The following is a 21133-nucleotide window of genomic DNA, read 5'->3' on the forward strand; positions in this document are numbered from 1 at the left end:
CCACAGTCTGTACCCTAGGGTCAGAAGCTTGCCTGGTCCCTCCACCCCGACAAGTCTCTTCTTTCTAAGACTTGCCGGGTAACCATACAAGCTTGCCCCGCAAGCGAATTACGCTGCATTAGAAGAATTCGCTTGCGGGGCAAGCTCCCACAGCGGCTTCGTAGCTCTCCCCGAGGGAGGCGAGCCGCAATCAGTTCTGACCGGCAATACGCTCCGCACGCAGCCGTTGGATCGCTTCGGCGGACAGCCCCAGGGTTTGCGCCAGCACCTCGTCGGTATGCTCACCGAGAAGCGGCGGCGCGGTGCGATACTCCACCGGTGACGCCGACAGCCGCAGCGGGCTGGCCACCTGCGGTACCGTGCCCAGACTCGGGTGCGGCATTTCCAGTTGCATGCCCCGGGCCTGGACGTGGGGATCCTGAAACACATCGGCGATGCTGTTGACCGGCCCGCAGGGCACACCGGCCTGTTCCAGAACCTCGATCCATTCCCGGGTGGTGCGCATTACCGTGGTCTGCCGCATCAACGGAATCAAGGTGTCGCGATTGTCCACGCGGGCGCGGTTGGTGGCGTAGCGGTCGTCCGCGGCCCACTCCGGGTGTCCGGCCACCTCACAGAAGCGGGCGAACTGACCGTCGTTGCCAATCGCCAGGATCACATCGCCATCAGCGGTGGGGAAATCCTGGTACGGCACCACGCTGGGATGAGCATTGCCCATGCGCGTCGGTGCTTGACCGGTGGTGAGGTAATTGAGTGTCTGGTTGGCCAGACAAGCGACCTGCACATCCAGCAGCGCCATATCAATGTGCTGGCCTTCGCCGGTCTGATTGCGATGTTCCAGCGCGCCGAGAATGGCAATGGTGGAATACAGGCCGGTGGTGATATCGGTGAGCGCCACGCCCACTTTCATCGGGCCGGCACCGGGCTCACCGTCACGATGGCCGGTGATGCTCATCAACCCGCCCATGGCCTGAATCAGAAAATCGTAGCCGGGGCGGCTGGAGTAAGGCCCGGTCTGACCGAAGCCGGTGATGGAGCAATAAATCAGCCCGGGGTTGTCCTCGGACAAGGATTCATAATCCAGACCATAGCGGCGCAGGCCGTCTTTTTTGAAGTTCTCGATCACCACATCGCTTTGCGCGGCCAGTTCACGGATCAGCGCCTGCCCTTCCGGGTGGGCGATATCGATGGCCACCGATTTCTTGTTGCGATTGGTGCACAGATAATAGGCGGACTGGTCACTGTCGTGACCCTCCGCGTCCTTGGCGTAGGGCGGCCCCCAGATACGGGTATCGTCACCGCTGCCGGGCCGCTCCACCTTGATCACCTCGGCGCCCAGATCGCCCAGGATCTGGCCGGCCCAGGGGCCGGCCAGAACGCGGGACAAATCGAGCACGCGCAGGTGCGACAGCGCGCCACTCATAACAGTCCCTTAGTTGGTGAAGGCTTGCAGGCCGGTTTGCGCGCGGCCGAGAATCAGCGCGTGCACGTCGTGGGTCCCTTCGTAGGTGTTCACCACTTCCAGGTTGACCAGGTGGCGGGCCACACCGAACTCGTCGGAGATGCCATTACCGCCCATCATGTCACGGGCCAGCCGCGCGATGTCCAGCGCCTTGCCACAGGAGTTGCGCTTCATGATGGAGGTGATTTCCACCGCCGCGGTGCCTTCGTCCTTCATACGGCCCAGACGCAGACAGCCTTGCAGACCCAGCGTGATCTCGGTCTGCATGTCGGCCAGTTTCTTCTGGATCAACTGGTTGGCGGCCAGCGGACGGCCAAACTGCTTGCGGTCCAGGGTGTACTGACGGGCGGTGTGCCAGCAGAACTCGGCGGCGCCCAACGCCCCCCAGGAAATACCGTAACGGGCGGAGTTCAGGCAAGTGAACGGACCACGCAGGCCGGACACGCCCGGCATCAGGTTTTCTTCCGGCACGAACACATTGTCCATGACGATTTCACCGGTAATGGAGGCGCGCAGGCCGACCTTGCCGTGAATCGCCGGAGCGCTCAGGCCTTCCCAGCCTTTCTCCAGAATAAAGCCGCGGATCTTGTCGTCCTCGGTCTTGGCCCAGACCACGAACACATCGGCGATGGGGCTGTTGGTGATCCACATCTTGGCACCGGAGAGCAGGTAGCCGCCGTCGGTTTTCTTGGCGCGGGTGACCATGCTGCCCGGGTCGGAACCGTGGTCCGGCTCGGTCAGGCCGAAACAGCCGATCCATTCGCCGCTGGCCAGCTTCGGCAGGTATTTCTGCTTTTGCTCTTCGCTGCCGAACTCGTTGATCGGCACCATCACCAGGGAAGACTGCACGCTCATCATGGAGCGGTAACCGGAATCCACCCGTTCCACTTCACGGGCAATCAGGCCGTAGCACACATAGTTGAGACCCGCGCCGCCGTAGGCTTCCGGAATGGTGGCGCCCAGCAGCCCGAGTTCGCCCATTTCACGGAAGATTTCCACATCGGTGTGCTCGTTGCGGAAGGCGTTGAGCACCCGCGGCATGAGTTTGTCCTGCGCGTACTGGTAGGCGGTATCGCGCACCATGCGCTCGTCTTCGGTGAGTTGCTGATCCAGCAGGAGGGGGCTCGCCCAGTCAAAGGCTGCATTATTGGCCACGGTTATTCCACCTTTTCACTTCAAGAAGGGATGAGAGACTGCCCGGTCAGGCACGAAGGCGCTATTTGGGCGGGTTTGGCGCCATGCTATACAGGCCGTGGTGGTCAGAACAAGCCACTTTCTCGCACGCCTTTGTGCTATTTTATCACTTGTAAATGGAAACCGACCGGGAAGACCCGTATGCGACGCAAGATCCCCAGCACCGCCGCTTTGATCGGCTTCGAGGCGGCCGCGCGCCATCAGAGCTTCACCAAAGCCGCCGAGGAACTGGCCCTGACGCAAAGCGCCATTTGCCGCCAGATCGCGGCCCTGGAGGACTTTCTTGGCGTCAAACTGTTCCGCCGCTCACGCCCGGGCGTGCGGCTCACCGAAGCGGGCCGCGATTACAGCCGCCGGGTCAGCGTCCATCTTGATGAATTGGAACGGGATACACTGGCGGTGATGGGGGACCACGGTGCCGCCAACACCCTGGAACTGGCGGTGGTGCCCACCTTCGGCACCCGCTGGCTGCTGCCGCGGCTGAAGGACTTCCGCCGTGCCCACCCCGGCGTCACCGTTAATCTGACCAACCGCACCAAACCCTTTCTGTTCGCCGAAACCCGCTTCGACGCGGCGATCTATTTCGGCGACGGCGACTGGCCCGGCACCGAAGCCACCTTGTTAATGCATGAGGAACCGATGCCGGTGTGCAGCCCGCGTCTGATCGCCCCAGAACGGGAGCTGGATGCACAGACCATCGCCGGCCTCACCCTGCTGCAACAAACCACCCGCCCCTACGCCTGGCGTGAGTGGTTCGATTCCGCCGGTCTGCGGGTGGAGCGTGATATGACCGGCCCGCGTTTCGAACTGTTCACCATGCTGGCCGAAGCCGCCATGCAGGACATGGGGATTGCCCTGATTCCACCGTTCCTGATCCGCGAGGAACTGGCCTCCGGACGGCTGATCATTCCATTACCGCACAGCTACCGCAGTTCCTGGGCTTACCACTTTATTCTGCCGGAACAGAAGGCGGAGAATCCGTTGTTGCTGCTGTTCCGGGATTGGCTGGTGGCGGAAATCGAACACTTCCGGGGAAGCGGCGGGCTCACCGCGTCGCCGGAGACGGTTTAATACCAGCACTCCAATTCGCTGCCAAGGCAGCTTCCCACAGCAAGAATCACCACGGAGATGTCTTCCCTATGTCATTTTCCGGCGTTAACCTTGGACACGATGTCGAATTCCCGATCACGTCGTTCGACTCAATGACGACTCAAAAAAGGAGAAACCAATGAACTACAAAGGAAGTTGTCATTGCGGAAACGTCGCCTTCGAGGCCGAAGGCGAGTTGGACGGCGCCATGTCCTGTAACTGCTCCATCTGTCAGCGCAAGGGATCCCTGATGTGGTTCATTCCCCGGGATCACCTGCGGCTGCTGACGGCGGAGGACGACATCGCCACCTACACCTTCAATCAGCATGTGATCCAACATCACTTTTGCCCGAAATGCGGCATTCACCCCTACGGTGAGGGGGTGGATCCGGAAGGCAATCGGATGGCCGCGATCAACATACGTTGTCTGGAAGGTGTCGACCTGGACTCGGTTCCCGTGCAGCGGTTCGACGGCCGCGCCATGTAACCGGTCCGGTTCGCCGACCAACCCGCCGAGCGACTGACCCACGCTCTTCACACTGCCCTTCGGGCATACCCGAACCTCATGGAGGTTCCTCTGTCGCGTTGCGGTAACGGGAAACCGTCGGCCCGTTCCCGCCACCTCCGTTCCAACTAACCCATGGTGGCGTACCGCGCGGCATCTTGTAGTAAGTGAAAGGATAACGACTGTGACACAGGAGAATATGGAAGCTTCCAACGCGTCACCACCTGCCGCCACGCGGCGTGAGTGGCTGGGTCTGGCGGTGCTGATGTTGCCCACGGTGCTGCTGGCCCTGGACATGACCGTGCTGCATCTGGCGGTACCACAGCTGAGCGCGGACCTGCACCCCACCAGTGATCAGTTGCTGTGGATTCTCGACATCTACGGTTTCATGATCGCCGGCTTCCTGGTGACCATGGGCACGTTGGGTGACCGCATCGGTCGGCGTAAACTGCTGCTGGCCGGCGCCACCGCTTTCGGTGCCGCTTCGGCGTTGGCGGCGTTCGCCACCAGCGCGGAAATGCTGATCGCCGCCCGCGCGCTGCTGGGCATCGCCGGCGCGACCTTGATGCCCTCCACTCTGTCGCTGCTGCGCAACATGTTCCATCAGGAGCATGAGCGCACCGTGGCGATTACGGTGTGGATGACCGGCTTTATCGTCGGCAGCGCCATTGGCCCACTGGTGGGCGGCGCCCTGCTGGAGTTTTTCTGGTGGGGTTCGGTGTTTCTGCTGGGTGTCCCGGTGATGGCGCTGCTGCTGGTGTGCGGTCCGCTGTTGTTACCGGAGTTCCGCGACGAGCAGGCCGGGCGCCAGGATTTTCTCAGCGCCCTGCTGTCGGTGGCCATGGTGATCGCGATGATCTATGGCTTGAAGGACATGGCCCGCAACGGCGTATCCTGGGCGCCCTTGCTGTCCATCGCCGCGGGCCTGGTGATCGGCATGCTGTTCGTGCGCCGGCAACGCCGTTTGGCGGAGCCGATGTTCGATCTGGCGCTGTTCCGCAACCGTACTTTCAGCACCTCGGTGGTGGCCATGCTGCTCACCGTGCTGGCGCTGTCCGGTGCCTGGCTGATGGTGTTCCAGTATCTGCAGGGCGTGTTGGGGCTGTCGCCGTTACATGCCGGTCTGGTGATGCTGCCGCCGGCGGTGATCCAGACCATCGTGTCGCTGCTGGTGCCACGCCTGACCCGCTATATGAGTCGAGGCGTGCTGGTCAGTGTCGGTCTGCTGTTGTCGGTGTTCGGCTTTCTTTCCATGGCCATGGTCACCGGCATGGACAACATGGCCTGGCTGGTGGCCGGCATGGTGATCATGGGAGTCGGAGTCATGCCGATGATGATCCTGGGCACCGACATGGTGGTCAGCGCCGCTCCACCCAACAAGACTGGCACCGCCTCGGCGACATCGGAGACCGCCACGGAACTGGGCATGGCCCTGGGTATCGCGGTGATCGGCAGTGCCGGCGCCGCAGTTTACCGCGCGCACATGGCCGGAGTCCTGCCGCCGGATCTGCCGGCGGATCTGGCGCTGGCCGCCGGTGACACTCTGGGCGGCGCTCTGGATGCCGCCAGTCAGCTGCCGCCGGACGTGTCCGATCTGGTGCTGTCGGGGGCGCGTGAGGGCTTTACCCAGGCCCTGCACACCAATGCCCTGATCGGCGCGGCGATCGTTGCCATCACCGCGATTATGGTGGGCTGGCTGCTGGCTCGCCGTCAGGCCATACCGGCCGCCCCGGATGACACCACGCAAACCGAAACCCCGTGACCCAACGCCGGGCTCCCTCCGAGCCCGGCATCACCCCCGGCGCGCCCGCTCCAGCGCCTGCCAGTCCAGTTTCTTCATCGCCATCATCGCCTCGGTGACCCGCGCCGCGGCAGTGGAGCCGGTCTCTTCCAGCGCCTTCGGCAGCCACTCAGGAAATACCTGCCAGGACAGGCCGAAACGGTCCTTCAGCCAGCCGCACTGCTGCGCGCTCGGATCGCCCCCCTCGGACAAGGCCTCCCAATAATGATCCAGTTCCTCCGGGCTCCGGCATGGAACCTGAAACGATACCGCTTCATTAAAAGTAAACAGTGGCCCGCCGTTCAAAGCCACGAAAGGGTTTCCTTGCAACTCGAAGGCCACCACCATGACATCACCGGGATGCTGGCCATGGATCTCCTTGCCCGCCTCACCGTAATGACTGATGGTGGTGATACGTGAATCGGGAAACACCTCGACGTAGAAGCGCGCTGCCTGTTCGGCCTGGCCGTCGAACCAGAGACAGGGGGTGATCGTCAGTTGGTTGCCCATCGTTGGCTCCTCGTGTCTGGATTGGACTCTGGTTAATCGCTTGCCGACGGTACGGTTCGACATGTCGACAGTGGTCCGCCGGTCCGCACTGTGGCAACCTCGAAGCAGACATCCGGATGGGAGGCGGGGTTGATGAACGACGAAGAAAAAACATCGTCCTGGGTATCCACTGTTACCGTTCTGGTGGGCCTGCTTATGGTGGTGGCCGGCATCGGCCTGCTCGGCGGCGGTATTTACCTGATCCTGCTGGGCGGTTCCTGGTACTTCAGCCTCGCCGGTATCGGCCTGGTGATCTCCGGCGGTCTGGTGATGGCCCGCCATGTTCTGGGGTTCTGGCTATACGCTGTCGTTTTCATGGGCACCGCGTTGTGGGCCTGGTGGGAAGTGGGTCTGGATTTCTGGCCCCAGGTGTCCCGCCTGTTCGCACCGGCGGTGCTGTTGTTCCTTCTGGCGCTGCTGGCGCCGGCTTTACGGCGGGGCAAACCGATCAGTGGCGGCACCGCCTATCCGGTGGCGGCGGTGATTCTGCTTGGTCTGGCGGCGACGATTTTTCATGCTTTCTATCCCGGCCCCATCATCGCCAGCAAGACCGAACCGCCCTCCTTGACAGTGACGGATCAGGCTCGGGAATGGCATCACTACGGGCGCCAGCAGGATGGCACCCGCTATGCGCCGCAGGATCAGATCACACCCGATAACGTGGACCAGTTGGAAGTAGCCTGGACCTTTCGCACCGGTGATATTCCCAATGCCAACCCCCCCGGAGCCGGCGGCGAGGACCAGAACACACCGATCCAGGTCGGCGATACGCTTTATGTTTGCACCGTGCATAACAAAGTGTTCGCCCTGGACGCGGACAGTGGTGAACAGAAATGGAGCTTCGACCCCGAAGCGTCCTCACCGTTGTGGCAACGTTGCCGGGGCCTGGGTTATTACCAGGCTTCCAACAACGAAGAGACCTGCGCCGGCCGCATCGTGCTGTCCACCATCGATGCCCGCCTGATCGAGCTGGACGCGCAAACCGGCGCGCTCTGCCCTTCCTTTGGCGATGGCGGCACCGTCGACCTGAAACAGGGCATGGGAGAGGTGAAGCCCGGCTTTTATTTCCAGACCTCGGCGCCCACGGTGGCGCGGGGACTGATCATTATCGGCGGCTGGGTGTTCGATAATATGATGACCGGCGAGCCCTCCGGTGTGATCCGCGCCTTTCGCGCCGACAGCGGGGAACTGGCCTGGGCCTGGGACCTGGCCAATCCAGCACTCACCGGCCTGCCTCGGGAGGGCGAGACCTACACCCGCGGCACACCGAATGTCTGGTCCACGCCGGCGGTGGATGAGGAACTGGGATTGATCTATCTGCCCACCGGCAATGCCACCCCGGATTTCTATGGCGGTCACCGCACCGATGCGGATGAAGACTATTCATCCTCCATCGTTGCCCTGGATCTTCATACCGGCAGGGAGCGCTGGAAATTCCAGACCGTGCATCACGATATCTGGGACTACGACGTGCCCTCCCAACCCGCTTTGTTCGATGTGGATGACGGTAATGGCAATACCGTGCCAGCGCTGATTCAAACCACCAAACGCGGTCAGATTTTCATGCTCGACCGGCGTACCGGCACACCCATTGCCGAAGTGGAAGAGCGCCCGGTTCCACAGGGCGCGGTGGATGGCGACTGGACCTCGCCAACACAACCCTATTCCGTGGGCATGCCCGCCATCGGCGCGGAAAAGTTGTCGGAAGCCGCCATGTGGGGCGCTACCCCGTTCGATCAATTGTACTGCCGGATCCAGTTTCGCAAACTGCGTTACGAAGGCGATTTCACTCCGCCAGGACTGACTCCCAGCCTGCAATGGCCGGGCTATTTCGGCGGTATGAACTGGGGCAGCAACACCATCTACAAACCCGGCGGCTATCTGATCGTCAATGACACCCGTTCCCCTCAGCGGGTATTGCTGGTACCGCGCGAGGAAGCGGACAAGGAAGACGCCTCGGCCTCTCATACCGGTTTATCTCCTCAACACGGTACGCCCTATGGCGCCTCCAAGTATGTGTTCATGTCGCCGCTGGGCGTGCCTTGCCAGAAGCCGCCTTACGGTACCCTCAGCGCCATCGATTTGAATCGGCGCGAAGTGGTCTGGCAGATCCCATTAGGAACCGTGGAGGATACCGGCCCCCTGGGACTGAAAATGCATTTACCAATTCCCGTGGGCATGCCGACGGTGGGCGGCCCCATGTCCACCGCTTCCGGCCTGGTGTTCTATGCCGGCACTCTGGACTACAACATTCGGGCCATGGACGTGGCCAGCGGGGAAACCGTGTGGAAACATCGTCTCCCGGTGGGCTCCCAGGGCACGCCAATGACCTACATCTCCCCGGCCAGCGGCAAACAGTACCTGGTTATCTCCGCCGGCGGCTCCCGGCAATCTCCGGACCGGGGCGACTACATTGTTGCCTTCGCTCTGCCGGACAAGCAGAACGGAGCCACCCGCTAACGCGATGGAGCGCCGGTATCCGCGCCGGCGCTTCGCCGTTGAAGGAGCACGTGCAATGCCACCGCCAGCACGGCTCCTATCGACGCCAGCGCCATATCCTTCTGCGCGTCCCAGATGTCGCCCTGAGTCCCCAGGAACGCCTGCCCCAGATCGCCACCAAACCAGACCGCGGCAATCCACTCGATCAGTTCGTACAACATCGATGTCGCCATAATAATCGCGCAGGAAAAGACATAAGCCCAGGCTCGCGCCAGGCCGACCACGCGCCGGCAGAAGTCGAACAGCGGTATCGTTAACAACAGCCCATAAGCGAGATGCACCAGCCGGTCGAACTGGTTGCGCTCCCACCCCATCCATTGATTAAGGCTGAAACCAAACAGTTTCCCCAGTGCCGACTCGTAGGGCACCAGGGAATAGGTGTAGTGGGAGCCCAGTTCATGCAGCGACAGAAAAGCAAAAATCAGCAGATAAGCCTCGTTGGAGAAAACGAACCAGCGACGAGTAAACACCAGCACCGGCAGGGTGAGAAAAACCAGGGCGTTTTCCAACACCCAGGCGGACCGTTCATGAGGCTCACAGGCCATCCAACCGACAAAAAAAAGAAAACCGCACAGTAACCAGACAAAGATGTGACGATTGGACATTCCATGATTCCAGATCAGAACAGACACAAGCCGGGCCACCTTGAGCCCGCCGTTATTCACCAAACGACTCGCGCGCCACCCAAAAGTCTATAGGAAATCGCCGCTTTGTCCTGTAAGCCTTTTCCCCAAGGAATTCCGTTCTGGCTGATAGCCACCCTATGACATTTTTATTACTCTCAGGCACACCCTCGTACTTTATTGGGAGTTCACGGATATGGAAATCCGACACGCATTGGAAGTATTGCGGGATCTGGCCGAAGGCGTCGATCCGGTAACCGGTCGCCCTTTTCCCCAGCATTCCCCTTATATTCACCCGGATATAACCCGCGCACTGTTCACCTGTATCCAGGACATTCGCTACCGGCGCGGCTCCGCCGTGACCCTCAGGGACAACCGGGCAACGGCGCCGGTGATCAAGGGACCTTATTACCTGAACCGCCCCTGGACACCGGAACAGAGCCGACAATTGCGGGATGCTTTCCTGTCCGGACTGTCAGTGGAGGCTCTGGCACTGTGTTTCTCCCGTTGCCCACCGATGGTCAGGAGTGAACTGCAACGTCAGGGGCTGGTTCCCGGAGATGACAGGGGGGCACCGGTCACCGACCGGTGACCCAGACGAAGGCCGGCGTCGTCACAAGGAGACGCACATGGGAGTCAGGGAAGAATCCGAGTCATTCATGAAAAGTCCGCAAAGCCCGCCAGCGCCATCGCGATCCTCCGCGCTGGCGGAAACCAGTCGCTCGTCCTCGAACACCAACACCGCCTGGTTGGTTCCAACCGGGACCACCAATGGGATCGGGATCAATACCCATGGCACGACACCGGACCAGGCGAGTCCGGAGCGATAATACAGGACTGTTCTCCGCCCCTCGTCGCGGCGCCGATCCGGCGCTCCCCAAACGCGCAGCACCTCATCAAGATGCCAATTGCTGGCCTCCATGGACGAGGCCAGATACCCCTTTCCGCGCAGAGCGACGGAATCCACCGCATAATCGGTTTGCGGATTGCTGATCACCCAACCGCCGACACAGCCCTGCAGCAATGCCAGCACGGTCAACATCATCACGCGCCGCGCCATACACTCCCTTCTCAACATGGACTATTCCCGATCCGGCAGATTCAAATGCAATGCCCCCGCATCCTCATAGGCGTTCAACGCGGAGACCACTTCCGGTAAAGGTTCGGCGAACCGGCCGGGAATGTCCTTCTCCCCCGGCAGCGTCGCCGCGTACGCCAAATGCTCGATTGGCGGCTCAAAACGAGCGTCAATGTCCACCCGGTTACCACGGGCGTCAATCCGATACCAAGCCTGGCCGGGTAAACGGACCGCGTTCAGCCCGTGCAGACAATACGGCTCACCATTATCATCCCGGCTGAGCCGTTGGTAGCAAAATGCCGTTGGAATGCCGTTCGCTCTGAGCAGCGCGGCAAGCAAGTGACTTTTGGCGTAACAGAAACCACTGCGCTCACGCAGTACCTCCGAGGCCGTACAAGGAACCGGAGAGAGCCGATAATCCATGGAGTGCCGAATCTCATCCCTCACCCAGAGAAAACAGCGATGGGCCACCGCCTCATCGGAATCCTGCTCCGCCGCCAACTCCCGGGCCAGGGCACGGACATCAGGGTGATGCCAATCCACCACATCCGTCGCCGCCAGATAGGCGTCCATACCTTCTTCATCACGTTCTTTCATGGGAGTCTTTGCCAATACGGAGTGCGTCGTTTAGCACGGAATTACATCAGTAGGTCAATTTACCGCGAAGCGGTTCGAAACACACCTGAATCCTCCGACGATAGGGTTCCCGGTCGGCCAGTCGCTGATACCAATCCATCACGGTGGGCGCGCTCATCCAGCAACCAGAGCACTTTCTGAACATTAAAAGCGCTATCGCGCCCCCATAGCGTCAGTGCTTCGGTGGAGGGTTCAACACTATAGCCAACGGCCACAATCGGTCTCCCGGACGATACGGGCATACTGCTCTTCGGTGATGATATCGGCATCGGAAAGCCAGTCCAGTATTGCTTCCAATGCTTCCAGCTCTTCATGGTTGCCACAGTGCAGGCTCATGAGGCGGCATGACCGCTCCAACACAGCCGCGTATTCCTCATCTGTTAATGCACCCCGACAGTCGGACACTGCTTTTGCCAAGGTCCATTTCGCCTCCACGACGTTATCTTCCCTGATTAACTGGCGTTCGACAGCCGACATCAGGTTATTGGCTTCCACATACGCGTTCTTATTTCCCGCCATGTCAGTTGACCTTTTCGACAACGTGCTGGCCCACGCCAAGCATGGCACCCAAAACCAGCAGGCATAAGGCATACAGCCCCACCCTGCGGCCTTGGGCCTTACCTTCGTCGGAAGCGGGGGCAGCCGGCTCGGTCCTGTTACCGAAGATACGGACCCACAATCGATATGGAAGCATGAGAATCGCGGCCACGCCTGCTTCCATCAATCCAACCAACGCCGCCAGGATCAGGAATCCTATCAGGACTTTTATACCCCCCATCAGAGCGAGGGTCGCCAACAAATACCCGGCCGCCAGAAACAACAAGCCGACCCCGAACAGCGTCAACAAGCCGGCCCCGTCCAGTATTTTCTCGAAGAGCGTTTTCATCCCTGATCACCTCTTTCACCGCCTGTTTGCTTGGGGAACCTCTGAAAACCTCCGTCATCCCGGGCGGCACCCGGGATCTCCTTCTGTAAGACGCATGGCTTCGTCGAGGAAGATGCCGGACCGAGTCCGGCATGACGTTTCAGGGTATCAGTATCCGGCCTTAATTCCAGGGTGACCGTTAGTTCACCACCAGCGTCCCTTTCATCATCGTCCAATGGCCGGGAAAGCTGCAGAAGAAAGTATAGTCTTCCCCCGCTTGCAGACGACTCCCCGGAATCGTCAGCGAGGTGGATTGACCACCACCAATCATGTCACTGGCGCCGATGACTCGGCCATCGTTGACCGGAACATAGCCGTTCCCAGGCCCGGCCTTCATTCCAGCCTTGGCCACGTCCTTGAAGTCTCCGGTCAGCGTCACCACCACATTGTGTCCCATGACGTTCGCGCCGAGCTTGCCGCTGTGCACCAGTTCAATGGTCACGGCTTCGCACTGGGAGGATACCGTAAGCTGGGTTTGATCAAAGCGCATATTGTCGTCGCCACGCAAGGCAACATGGCAGTTGTCGGCGGCCTGCGCCAGCGAGGAGCATCCCCAGATCAGTAAACCGACAGAGGCGTAAGAAGCAATGTTCATCAGTGATCTCCTTGGGCTTGGGAGTGATAGGCTGCCATGACCGCCTCGACCTCACGGACGAAAGCCGGGTCCGGGGCGCCGGCCATTTTCTCGGTGCGCGCCACGATGCGGCCGTCGGCGTCCAGCAACAGCCAGGCATTGGTGTGATCGAAGCCGCCGTCGTCACGTTGACGGAACCGGATATCCAGCAGCGCGGCTATGGTTCGCTCCTGATGATCCCGGGGCCGCAGGAAAGTGGCCCGTCCGGGCGTCAGCCGATATCGGGCCATGGTTTCCGCCAGTACGTCGGGAGTGTCATGGTCTGGGTCCATGGAAATGATCAGTAGACGGGGAACCGCCGAACCCTCTTCCAGAAGCCGCTGTTGCACACTCATTCCCTGGTGAATGATCAGCGGACAGCTCATGCGGCAGCGGGTATAAACCATCGAAACCAGACGGGGCTGGCCACGCAGATCCTGCCACCGCAGCGTCTCCCCTTTTTCATTCTGCACCGTGGCGGACAGCGCGTAGACGGAGTCGCCGGGCGGACTTTGCTCGCCACGTACCGCCTGAGGCATCAGCATCACCAACACCAGCAAGGGCAGTAGCACACTCAGGCAGTCCCAGGGCCTGCACACGGCAGGACGGGATTGGATATTTTTTTCACGATTCGCTTTCATGGTAGCTCCTTGGCACAACGAAAGCCGAGATTGGACAAGGTGGTGCGCGCGGACAGGGCCGACAGCAAGGCCACTCGTTTGATCACCGCATAGTCGCGGCGATCGCTGAAGGCCAGCGCACTGCCACCGCAATACCGCAGCGGATTTTCGGTATCGACGTTGCGGCTATCGGCAGCGGCCATCATGCTGGCGTGGTCCCAGGGCCATTCCCAAACCAGCCCATGCAGATCGTGCACGCCATACACATTTGGCACGCTCTCTCCAGCGGCGCGGTAAGCGCCGGGGGTACCCAAAGTCAGGATCCGGCGGCGACGATCGGCATCATCACGAGCATCCGTCTGGCGGGCATCGGCGGCGGCGGCGAATTCCCACTCCAGCCAGGTCGGCAACCGCGCGCCCTGGGCACGGCAGTAGGCATCCGCCGCGAACCAGCTCACCCGTGTCACCGGGAAATTCAGAGTGCCGGGGCGCGGAGCCAGCGGCCTGTCCCAGTGAGACAGGTAGCCGGCGTCAGCGAACAGTCCGGGAATCCGGTCCCGACGCCATTGTGGATGCGCTTGGACAAAAGCCAAAAACTCCGCTTCGCGTACCGGCCGTGACATCAGTTGATAGCCTTCGACAACGACCTCCCCGCCGTTGTCACCAAACCGCAAGCTGGAGTGGAAGGGGCCGCCGGACAACGGAACGTACTCGTTCGCCAGCGCCGCCGTGGTGAGTAAACACAGCAATGGAATCCAGCTCCCCTTCCCTTTCATTCTCTATCTCCCACCTTCGGCTTCAGGGTATTCCCCACTGAACTGCTGGCCAGTGTAGATCTCCGGTTTCATCGTTCCGTCCACGCTGAGAATGCCCAATGCACCTTTGTTGAAAGTACGGAAGATACTGTGATCAACCAGGATGAAGTTGCCCGGGACATCGGTGGTGAACTCGACCATGGCGGCCCCGCCGGCCGGAATCAGCGTGGTTTGCACATTTTCCTGATACTTGCTGCCCCCTTCGTAAAAGACGCGATCGAAGATCTCACCAATTACGTGGAAGCTGGACACCAGGTTGGGGCCCCCGTTGCCGACGAACAGACGAACCTTGTCGCCGGCGTTGGCGGTCAGCGCCCCTTCCCCGGTCAGCGCCCCTTCGCTGCCATTGAAGACCACGTAGGTGGGATGCTCGTCCACCGCCTTTTCCAGGCTGAACGGTTGCAGCCCCGGTTCCCCGTGGTCGCCCTCGGTGTAGAAGTCGCCTTGCATGACGTAGTACTCACGATCCACCGGTGGCAATCCCTCTTCCGGCTCCACCAGAATCAGGCCGTACATGCCGTTGGCGATATGCATTCCCACCGGCGCCATGGCGCAGTGATAGACGTACAGGCCGGGATTCAGGGCTTTGAAGGTGAACTGCGTTTTGTGGCCCGGCAGGGTGAAGGTGGCCTCCGCGCCGCCACCGGTTCCAGTGACCGCGTGCAGATCAATATTGTGCGCCACATGAGAGTCATGGCGGTTCTTGAGGTGGAACTCCACGGTGTCGCCTTCCCGGATCCGGATGAAGCTGCCGGGCACCGTGCCACCGAAAGTCCAGAACTCGTAAGTAACGCCATCGGAAAGGCGCATTTCCTGTTCCACCATTTCCAGGTCCACCACCACCTTGGCGGGCCCTTTTCGGGAAATCGGTGGTGGCACCATAGGTGGCGCCGTTAGTTGCGCTTGCTCCACCGGAAGCGGCGCTTCGGACACCGTCTTGCCGGTTGTGCATCCACTCAAGAGAAGTGCCAGAGCGATCCCCCCGGCGAGCTGCTTCAGTACGGTATGTGATGTTAATCCAGACTTCATGGCCGACCCTCACTTTGGCTATCGGGCTCTCCGTCGCGGTCTGGATTAAATATGCATTTGAAATGAATCTTTATGTTTTGACCGGTATCAATGGGCGAACCGGCCCAACAGCTGGCGATGACAAACCGGATTGATCAGTGATCTGGATCAATAACGCCGGGTATCCCCGCGTGCCTGACGCCGCAACGCTTGTGGGGGATGTCCAAAACGACGAACGAAGGCGCGACGCATGCGTTCCGGATCATTGAACCCATACATAATGGCAATCCGCTCGATGGGCTCATGGCCGGCTTCCACCCGGTGCCGGGCCGCTTCCACCCGCAGCCGTTCCACCGCCCGCGCCGGGGTCTCTCCGGTTTCGGCACGGAACAAACGGCTGAACTGGCGCGTTCCCAAACAGGCCGCCTCGGCCAAGCGTTCCACCGGCAGCGGTTCATGCAGATGGGCGCGGGCAAAATCCAGCGCCATGCGAACACGATCGGATTCAGGCTCCAGCGACAGCGCCTCGGAAAACTGGGACTGATCACCGGAGCGCCGTTGCTGTACCACCAGCTCCCGGGCGGCGGCTCGCGACAATTCCAGTCCCAGATCCTGCTCGATCATGGCCAGCGCCAGATCGATACCAGCGGTGATGCCGGCGGAAGTCCAGATATGGCCGTCACGGATATAGATGCGGTCGCCTTCCACCTTCAATGCCGGATAGCGCCGTTGCAGTTGAGCGGCATAACGCCAGTGCGTGGTCACACGGCGCCCATCCAGCAGCCCCACCGCAGCCAGAATCACCGCGCCGGTGCAGACACTGGCCACCCGGTTGGCCCGCCGCGCCAGACGCCGGACAGCCTCCCGCTCTTCACGCTGCTCGGCCAACCGGTGGGCACCCCGGCCGCCAACCACGATCAGCGTATCGACCATAGCGCGACCGGGTTTGAGGGTGTCTATGGTGATACCAGCGGTGCTGCGCACGCCACCTCCCTGACGGGAAAGCACGCGCAAATCGTAGGCCTGCTCGGGGGCCAGCTGGTCCAGCCTCTGAAAGGCCGCCAGCGGACCGCTGAGGTCCAGCAACTGGAAATCGGGAAAGACATAAAAGGCAATTCGGTGCATGGCGCAAATCGAGGGAAACTGGTCATTGGCGCCATCACCTTGCTCCCCTAATCTGGGGGCGTCAAGCAGGAGACCCACCATGACGCAAACTTTGAATATCGTGTTCGCCGTTTACGATGATGTTACTCATCTTGATTTCACCGGCCCGCATATGTTCTTCGCACGGCTGCCGGGTGCCCGGATCCAGGTTGCCTCTCTGCACGGTGATCCGGTCCACGCCGACGGCCTGGTATTCGCCGAGCTGGCGGCACTCACCGATATCCCCCACTGTGATGTGCTGTGTGTACCCGGCGGCCTGGGCTGCATGGCGGTGATGGAGGATCAAGCCTATCTGTCGGAACTCAGACGGTTGGCCGCCAGTGCCCGCTATCTGACCTCGGTGTGCACCGGCTCCCTGATTCTCGGCGCCGCCGGACTGCTGAGCGGCAAGCGGGCCGCCTGCCATTGGGCCTGGCGGGACATGCTCGGTGAGCTCGGCGCCATCGCCGATCCGGAGCGGGTGGTACGCGACGGCAATCTGATCACCGGCGGCGGGGTGACCGCGGGTATTGATTTCGCGCTTACCGTAATCGAGGAACTGGCCGGCGCCGATGTCGCCCAATCGATTCAGCTCGGGCTGGAATACGCGCCACAGCCCCCCTTCAACGCGGGTCGTCCGGAAACAGCACCGGCACCAATACTGAATAAAGTGAATGACGCCATGGCCGCGGCCATGCCGGCACGCTGGGAAGCCACCCGCCGGGCGGCCCGGCGTCTGTCGCAAGACAAGTGAGGCAACCGCCTCAGTCCGGACGATGCCCTGGGCGGTCGGGACGGTAATGGGATGGCGGCTGGCCGAACCGCCGCCGGAACATGGTGGAGAACGACGCCGGGCTGTCGTAGCCGTATTCAAGGGCAATGCGGGTGATCGATTCCCCCGCCGTCAAACGCTCCAGCGCCAGCACCACGCAGGCCTGTTGCTTCCAACGCAGAAACGACAGGCCTGTTTGCTGTTTGAACAGGCGGCTGAAGGTGCGTTCGCTCATGGCCAGATGCGGCAGCCAGTGGTCGATACGAGCGTGAATATCCGGCTCATCCAGGAACGCGCGGCAGACCTTCTGCAAGCGCTCGTCTCCGGGCAGCGGGATATGGAACGGCAAAGACGACAGCCGCGCCAGCTCATGAAATACCAGATCCGCCAAGATACCGTCACGACCGTCAAGGTCATACAGCAAAGGTAGCTTTACTGCTTCCGCCAACAGCTGACGTAACAACGGCGATACTTTCACCACCTGGCACACAGGCGGTGGCCTGATCACCGCGTCGGGTTCCAGATAAAGGCTGTGCGTGCTCACCCCGAGCATGCGCACCTGATGCGCTTCCTCGGCCGGAATCCAGACCGCCTGTCCGGGCGGCACCACCCAGTTCCCCGCCCGCGTGGCAACGTGCATCACACCCGTAGCGCCGTAGAGCAATTGCACCCGGCGATGACGGTGCCAGGGCAACACCTGTCCATCGGCATAATCAGTGTGGATCGCCACCATAGGACGCGGCGTATCGTCAATGTCGTCGATAGGGATGTTTCGCATCGCCTTCTTCCGAGCCCCTGTACCCATCCTGCCTCACCCTGGCCGAAACACGATCAGGGTTGGCCGGATCGATGATACCCGCTCAACGCCGGCGACGTATGCTGGCCACCTCCAAAATAATCCGGGCGCAACGGAGCCCAGCTATCATGGACTACTTTATCGTCATTGCCATGGCGGGCTTCGCCACCGGCATCACCACTTTGCTGTTCGGCTTCGGCGGCGGCTTCGTGGTGGTCCCCTTCGTCTATCATTTCGTCAACGCCACCGGCGTTGGCGAAGGCAATGGTATGCGCGTGGCCGTGGCCACGTCCACGGCGGTGATGATCCTGAACGCCGGCTATGCCACTTACACCAATTGGCGTCGGGGGCATCTGCATAGCGAAGCCCTCACCCCGCTCCTTGTTCCCATAGGCGTGGGCGCCGCGCTGGGTGCTGGTCTGGCTGATCTTCTCGGAGATTCACTATTGCGCATACTGTTCAGTCTTTATCTGGCGGGAACGCTGCTGGATGGTCTGCTGCGCAAGGGGTTCCTGGGTAAATCCGCGCCCCGCAGCATAGGCCCGGCAACCCGCTGGGCGGGCGGTGCGCTGATCGGCGCTATCGCCACACTACTGGGTGTTGGCGGCAGTGTCATGACCGTTCCACTGCTACGCCGGCATGGCTATGACATGAAGTACTGCGTCAGCGCCGCCAACCCGTTATCGATGCCAGTGGCTATCGTTGGCACGGTGATGTACGCCTGGCTCGGACAAGACCAGTCGCTTGGCGCGGAATATCTGGGATACGTTAACACCAGGATTTTCGGTGTTCTGGTGATCGCCGGCGTCGCTGGAATGCTGTTCGCGAAACACTGTATCCCGGTGATTAATGACCGGCTGCACGCCCGGGCCTACCTGCTGCTTCTACTGCTGATGCTGATCGTCAGTCTGTGGCCATGACTCAATGGGAACGCCCAAACAGCCGGCTGAATATCCGCGCCAGGAAGCCCTGCCGCGGCGTCGGCTCCGGCAACACCATGTGCTCGAAGGCGACGCCGCGCGCCCAATCCGGGTCCTTTCGCGCATAGGCTTTGAGCAAATCGATCAACTCGAACACGCTCAGATCATCACGTTCGGAAAGGTAGTGCCGGCTCAGGTCTCCCTCCTGATGCTCCACCAGAAATCCGGACTCGGCCCATACCGCCTGGATGTAGGACAAACTATCCACGCTTACAATGACAAAGGGTCGTCGCTTTCCGGTAGCCGGCGCACCACCTCTTCGATGGCCTCCGGCGTGGCTTCCCTTCCGGCATCCAGAATCGGACTCTCCAATCTCATTTTTCCTCCTTCCTTAATGAACGGGCAAGGATCAGCCCTTTCTACCGGAGGCTCAGCTGAATCCCACCACATCATGAGGAATGTACGCCTGCTCCAAGGCGGCGATCTCTTCCCCGGACAGCTCCAGGGACAAGGCATTGATCGCATCGTCCAGTTGCGCCGGTTTACTGGCACCGACAATCGGCGCGGTCACCGGAGACTGATGCAGCAGCCAGGCCAACGCCACCTGCGCACGCGGTACGCCGCGGGCGATGGCCACCTCGCCCACTGCCTCGATCACGCGACGGTCCGCTTCCGCCATTTGCACGTACAGCCCCTTGCCAAATTCGTCGGTACGCTGCCGATCGCTGTCCTGATCCGGCTCCCGCGCCAAACGCCCTCGTGCCAGCGGGCTCCACGGCAGCACACCGATGCCCTGATCGGCGCAGAACGGCAGCATCTCCCGCTCTTCCTCCCGGTACAGAAGGTTTAAATGGTTCTGCATGCTGACGAACTCAGTCCAGCCGTTCTGACGCGAGGTAAACACCGCCTTGGCGAACTGCCAGACGTACATGGACGACGCGCCGATATAGCGAGCCTTGCCGGCTTTCACCACATCGTGCAGCGCTTCCAGGGTTTCCTCGATGGGGGTGTGATAATCCCAGCGATGGATCTGATACAAATCCACATAATCGGTACCCAGGCGTCTCAGGCTGTTGTCGATTTCCCGCATGATCGCCTTACGGGACAAGCCGCCGCCATTGGCATCGCCGGACATCGGCATAAATACCTTGGTGGCCAGCACGATCTCGTCACGGCGGGCGAAGTCACGAATGGCGCGGCCTACGATTTCCTCCGAGGTGCCGTCGGAATAGGCATTGGCGGTATCGAGAAAATTGATCCCCGCTTCCAGGGCCTGGCGGATCAGCGGACGGCTTTGCTCTTCATTCAGCGTCCAGGCGTGTTTGCCACGGTCAGGGATGCCGTAGGTCATGCACCCCAGGCAAAGGCGGGAAACCTTCAGACCGGTACGGCCCAGTCGAGTGTATTTCATCTCCGCTCTCCCCGTTTTGCCACGGCCATTCGCTGTCCTCCGAAAGAGACAAATGGCCGTGGCCAATGCGATTTTCGCACTGTATACCCAAACGCGGAAGCAGACACCTCCGCTGGCGCTAGCGGGCCTCCATCTCCGCTTGCCGCTGATCCGATTCAATCAGCCCTTGGCGGAGCAATTCGGACAAAATGGCGCCTCGGGTGCGCTCGAATCGGCCGGTCAGATCCGCGATGCTCGCGCCATCACCAAACTGACTCGCCAGCTCTTGCCGCAACGTCTCTGTCCACGGCAGCCCGGCATTTCTGGGGCGGCCGAGTTTAATGTTCTCCTTTTGCCGATCCTCCAGACTCAGCGGCGCCCGCTTGGGCATCCGCACAGCTTTCAGCAGCGTAAACAGGGAACGAATAACGGCAGGTTCATTGTACAAATGCTCTTCCGGCAGAACTTCACCGGTTACCGGATGCACACCATTGGCCAGGGCTGAGACAACCCGCCGGGCTTCTTCAATATCCATATCGAAGCACTCCTTTTTGTGTATAGATAGTTATGTATAGATAGTCGTGTATGGACTTCCTTGGAGTCTATTCGTAGACAACGGGCCGACTCCCCATCAATTTGCCAGCCCGCTTCAAGTATCCCCGGGTACTCATGGCCTGGCTGTGACGGGGTTCATGGGAATGATTGACTCCGCGGGA

General features: G+C 61.0%; 24 protein-coding genes. 7 read left to right on the forward strand and 17 right to left on the reverse strand.

Annotation, left to right across the window (positions count from 1 at the left end; all coding sequences use genetic code 11):
• Window positions 1-190: 190 nt before the first annotated feature.
• Entirely contained in the window at window positions 191-1423 is a 1233-nt protein-coding gene (locus CRO06_RS17015) for a CaiB/BaiF CoA transferase family protein (protein WP_022995448.1), read from the reverse strand.
• A 9-nt stretch (window positions 1424-1432) separates the two neighbouring features.
• A complete protein-coding gene (locus CRO06_RS17020) occupies window positions 1433-2617 on the reverse strand; it encodes an acyl-CoA dehydrogenase (RefSeq protein WP_022995447.1) in 1185 nt (394 codons plus the stop codon).
• Between the two features lie 180 nt (window positions 2618-2797).
• Here CRO06_RS17020 and CRO06_RS17025 point away from each other — a divergent pair, with 180 nt between their 5' ends.
• The 3 genes from CRO06_RS17025 (at window position 2798) to CRO06_RS17035 (ending at window position 6012) form a co-directional block, all read left to right on the forward strand.
• Window positions 2798-3727, forward strand: coding sequence for a LysR family transcriptional regulator (locus tag CRO06_RS17025; RefSeq protein ID WP_097058944.1), 930 nt, complete (start codon window positions 2798-2800; stop codon window positions 3725-3727).
• A gap of 157 nt (window positions 3728-3884) precedes the next feature.
• Entirely contained in the window at window positions 3885-4232 is a 348-nt protein-coding gene (locus CRO06_RS17030) for a GFA family protein (RefSeq protein WP_022995445.1), read from the forward strand.
• A gap of 217 nt (window positions 4233-4449) precedes the next feature.
• The gene (locus tag CRO06_RS17035; protein WP_097058945.1) at window positions 4450-6012 is read left to right on the forward strand and encodes an MFS transporter; all 1563 of its coding nucleotides are present in this window, start codon (window positions 4450-4452) and stop codon (window positions 6010-6012) included.
• A gap of 30 nt (window positions 6013-6042) precedes the next feature.
• Here CRO06_RS17035 and CRO06_RS17040 read toward each other — a convergent pair whose 3' ends face one another.
• Window positions 6043-6540, reverse strand: a complete 498-nt coding sequence (locus CRO06_RS17040) for a VOC family protein (protein WP_097058946.1) — start codon at window positions 6538-6540, stop codon at window positions 6043-6045.
• A gap of 132 nt (window positions 6541-6672) precedes the next feature.
• Between CRO06_RS17040 and CRO06_RS17045 the strand changes: the two genes are divergently transcribed.
• Window positions 6673-9039 carry a membrane-bound PQQ-dependent dehydrogenase, glucose/quinate/shikimate family gene (locus CRO06_RS17045; RefSeq protein ID WP_097058947.1) on the forward strand — a complete coding sequence of 789 codons (2367 nt, stop codon included), beginning with the start codon at window positions 6673-6675 and terminating at the stop codon, window positions 9037-9039.
• Here CRO06_RS17045 and CRO06_RS17050 read toward each other — a convergent pair.
• Window positions 9036-9683, reverse strand: coding sequence for a DUF2238 domain-containing protein (locus CRO06_RS17050; protein WP_097058948.1), 648 nt, complete (start codon window positions 9681-9683; stop codon window positions 9036-9038). The genes CRO06_RS17045 and CRO06_RS17050 overlap by 4 nt on opposite strands.
• A gap of 214 nt (window positions 9684-9897) precedes the next feature.
• Here CRO06_RS17050 and CRO06_RS17055 point away from each other — a divergent pair, with 214 nt between their 5' ends.
• On the forward strand, window positions 9898-10293 hold the full coding sequence (locus tag CRO06_RS17055; RefSeq protein WP_097058949.1) for a hypothetical protein: 396 nt from the start codon (window positions 9898-9900) through the stop codon (window positions 10291-10293).
• A gap of 21 nt (window positions 10294-10314) precedes the next feature.
• On the opposite strand, the gene CRO06_RS17060 is transcribed toward CRO06_RS17055, so the two are convergent.
• The 9 genes from CRO06_RS17060 to CRO06_RS17100 all read right to left on the reverse strand — a co-directional run bounded on the left by CRO06_RS17060 (window position 10315) and on the right by CRO06_RS17100 (window position 16521).
• A complete protein-coding gene (locus tag CRO06_RS17060) occupies window positions 10315-10761 on the reverse strand; it encodes a hypothetical protein (protein ID WP_097058950.1) in 447 nt (148 codons plus the stop codon).
• Window positions 10762-10782: 21 nt separating this feature from the next.
• On the reverse strand, window positions 10783-11376 hold the full coding sequence (locus tag CRO06_RS17065) for a transglutaminase-like domain-containing protein (protein ID WP_244902852.1): 594 nt from the start codon (window positions 11374-11376) through the stop codon (window positions 10783-10785).
• Window positions 11377-11613: 237 nt separating this feature from the next.
• Window positions 11614-11934, reverse strand: coding sequence for a hypothetical protein (locus tag CRO06_RS17070; protein WP_022995433.1), 321 nt, complete (start codon window positions 11932-11934; stop codon window positions 11614-11616).
• A gap of 1 nt (window position 11935) precedes the next feature.
• Window positions 11936-12301 (reverse strand): hypothetical protein, encoded by a 366-nt coding sequence (locus CRO06_RS17075; RefSeq protein WP_055099074.1) that lies wholly within the window; start codon window positions 12299-12301, stop codon window positions 11936-11938.
• 178 nt (window positions 12302-12479) lie between these two features.
• Window positions 12480-12935, reverse strand: coding sequence for an azurin (azu, locus tag CRO06_RS17080; protein ID WP_026949350.1), 456 nt, complete (start codon window positions 12933-12935; stop codon window positions 12480-12482).
• The gene (locus tag CRO06_RS17085; RefSeq protein WP_097058951.1) at window positions 12935-13594 is read right to left on the reverse strand and encodes an SCO family protein; all 660 of its coding nucleotides are present in this window, start codon (window positions 13592-13594) and stop codon (window positions 12935-12937) included. Before CRO06_RS17085 ends, azu begins: the two co-directional genes overlap by 1 nt.
• Window positions 13591-14349 (reverse strand): formylglycine-generating enzyme family protein, encoded by a 759-nt coding sequence (locus tag CRO06_RS17090; protein WP_063141804.1) that lies wholly within the window; start codon window positions 14347-14349, stop codon window positions 13591-13593. Before CRO06_RS17090 ends, CRO06_RS17085 begins: the two co-directional genes overlap by 4 nt.
• A 3-nt stretch (window positions 14350-14352) precedes the next feature.
• The gene (gene nirK / locus CRO06_RS17095; protein ID WP_233917004.1) at window positions 14353-15348 is read right to left on the reverse strand and encodes a copper-containing nitrite reductase; all 996 of its coding nucleotides are present in this window, start codon (window positions 15346-15348) and stop codon (window positions 14353-14355) included.
• 216 nt (window positions 15349-15564) lie between these two features.
• On the reverse strand, window positions 15565-16521 hold the full coding sequence (locus CRO06_RS17100) for a GlxA family transcriptional regulator (RefSeq protein WP_097058952.1): 957 nt from the start codon (window positions 16519-16521) through the stop codon (window positions 15565-15567).
• A 79-nt stretch (window positions 16522-16600) separates the two neighbouring features.
• Here CRO06_RS17100 and CRO06_RS17105 point away from each other — a divergent pair, with 79 nt between their 5' ends.
• On the forward strand, window positions 16601-17293 hold the full coding sequence (locus CRO06_RS17105) for a DJ-1/PfpI family protein (protein WP_035451126.1): 693 nt from the start codon (window positions 16601-16603) through the stop codon (window positions 17291-17293).
• Window positions 17294-17303: 10 nt separating this feature from the next.
• On the opposite strand, the gene CRO06_RS17110 is transcribed toward CRO06_RS17105, so the two are convergent.
• On the reverse strand, window positions 17304-18089 hold the full coding sequence (locus CRO06_RS17110) for an AraC family transcriptional regulator (RefSeq protein WP_097058953.1): 786 nt from the start codon (window positions 18087-18089) through the stop codon (window positions 17304-17306).
• A gap of 146 nt (window positions 18090-18235) precedes the next feature.
• Here CRO06_RS17110 and CRO06_RS17115 point away from each other — a divergent pair, with 146 nt between their 5' ends.
• Entirely contained in the window at window positions 18236-19027 is a 792-nt protein-coding gene (locus CRO06_RS17115) for a sulfite exporter TauE/SafE family protein (protein ID WP_055099069.1), read from the forward strand.
• A gap of 1 nt (window position 19028) precedes the next feature.
• On the opposite strand, the gene CRO06_RS17120 is transcribed toward CRO06_RS17115, so the two are convergent.
• The 3 genes from CRO06_RS17120 to CRO06_RS17130 all read right to left on the reverse strand — a co-directional run bounded on the left by CRO06_RS17120 (window position 19029) and on the right by CRO06_RS17130 (window position 20952).
• A complete protein-coding gene (locus tag CRO06_RS17120) occupies window positions 19029-19286 on the reverse strand; it encodes a hypothetical protein (RefSeq protein WP_143247751.1) in 258 nt (85 codons plus the stop codon).
• A 171-nt stretch (window positions 19287-19457) separates the two neighbouring features.
• Entirely contained in the window at window positions 19458-20438 is a 981-nt protein-coding gene (locus CRO06_RS17125; RefSeq protein WP_097058955.1) for an aldo/keto reductase, read from the reverse strand.
• Between the two features lie 118 nt (window positions 20439-20556).
• Entirely contained in the window at window positions 20557-20952 is a 396-nt protein-coding gene (locus CRO06_RS17130) for a hypothetical protein (RefSeq protein WP_097058956.1), read from the reverse strand.
• Between the last annotated feature and the right edge of the window lie 181 nt (window positions 20953-21133).

This window comes from Alloalcanivorax xenomutans (assembly GCF_900217905.1).
Lineage (GTDB): Bacteria > Pseudomonadota > Gammaproteobacteria > Pseudomonadales > Alcanivoracaceae > Alloalcanivorax > Alloalcanivorax xenomutans.

Excerpts from the sequence above, each read along its gene's own strand:
- CRO06_RS17105 (WP_035451126.1), top strand. The coding sequence starts at position 16,601 with ATGACGCAAACTTTGAATATCGTGTTCGCCGTTTACGATGATGTTACT.
- CRO06_RS17015 (WP_022995448.1), bottom strand. The coding sequence starts at position 1,423 with ATGAGTGGCGCGCTGTCGCACCTGCGCGTGCTCGATTTGTCCCGCGTT.
- CRO06_RS17040 (WP_097058946.1), bottom strand. The coding sequence starts at position 6,540 with ATGGGCAACCAACTGACGATCACCCCCTGTCTCTGGTTCGACGGCCAG.
- CRO06_RS17115 (WP_055099069.1), top strand. The coding sequence starts at position 18,236 with ATGGACTACTTTATCGTCATTGCCATGGCGGGCTTCGCCACCGGCATC.
- CRO06_RS17125 (WP_097058955.1), bottom strand. The coding sequence starts at position 20,438 with ATGAAATACACTCGACTGGGCCGTACCGGTCTGAAGGTTTCCCGCCTT.
- azu (WP_026949350.1), bottom strand. The coding sequence starts at position 12,935 with ATGAACATTGCTTCTTACGCCTCTGTCGGTTTACTGATCTGGGGATGC.
- CRO06_RS17050 (WP_097058948.1), bottom strand. The coding sequence starts at position 9,683 with ATGTCCAATCGTCACATCTTTGTCTGGTTACTGTGCGGTTTTCTTTTT.
- CRO06_RS17045 (WP_097058947.1), top strand. The coding sequence starts at position 6,673 with ATGAACGACGAAGAAAAAACATCGTCCTGGGTATCCACTGTTACCGTT.
- CRO06_RS17130 (WP_097058956.1), bottom strand. The coding sequence starts at position 20,952 with ATGGATATTGAAGAAGCCCGGCGGGTTGTCTCAGCCCTGGCCAATGGT.
- CRO06_RS17090 (WP_063141804.1), bottom strand. The coding sequence starts at position 14,349 with ATGAAAGGGAAGGGGAGCTGGATTCCATTGCTGTGTTTACTCACCACG.
- CRO06_RS17075 (WP_055099074.1), bottom strand. The coding sequence starts at position 12,301 with ATGAAAACGCTCTTCGAGAAAATACTGGACGGGGCCGGCTTGTTGACG.
- CRO06_RS17100 (WP_097058952.1), bottom strand. The coding sequence starts at position 16,521 with ATGCACCGAATTGCCTTTTATGTCTTTCCCGATTTCCAGTTGCTGGAC.
- CRO06_RS17055 (WP_097058949.1), top strand. The coding sequence starts at position 9,898 with ATGGAAATCCGACACGCATTGGAAGTATTGCGGGATCTGGCCGAAGGC.
- CRO06_RS17025 (WP_097058944.1), top strand. The coding sequence starts at position 2,798 with ATGCGACGCAAGATCCCCAGCACCGCCGCTTTGATCGGCTTCGAGGCG.
- CRO06_RS17030 (WP_022995445.1), top strand. The coding sequence starts at position 3,885 with ATGAACTACAAAGGAAGTTGTCATTGCGGAAACGTCGCCTTCGAGGCC.
- CRO06_RS17065 (WP_244902852.1), bottom strand. The coding sequence starts at position 11,376 with ATGAAAGAACGTGATGAAGAAGGTATGGACGCCTATCTGGCGGCGACG.
- CRO06_RS17035 (WP_097058945.1), top strand. The coding sequence starts at position 4,450 with ATGGAAGCTTCCAACGCGTCACCACCTGCCGCCACGCGGCGTGAGTGG.
- CRO06_RS17110 (WP_097058953.1), bottom strand. The coding sequence starts at position 18,089 with ATGCGAAACATCCCTATCGACGACATTGACGATACGCCGCGTCCTATG.
- CRO06_RS17060 (WP_097058950.1), bottom strand. The coding sequence starts at position 10,761 with ATGGCGCGGCGCGTGATGATGTTGACCGTGCTGGCATTGCTGCAGGGC.
- CRO06_RS17085 (WP_097058951.1), bottom strand. The coding sequence starts at position 13,594 with ATGAAAGCGAATCGTGAAAAAAATATCCAATCCCGTCCTGCCGTGTGC.
- CRO06_RS17070 (WP_022995433.1), bottom strand. The coding sequence starts at position 11,934 with ATGGCGGGAAATAAGAACGCGTATGTGGAAGCCAATAACCTGATGTCG.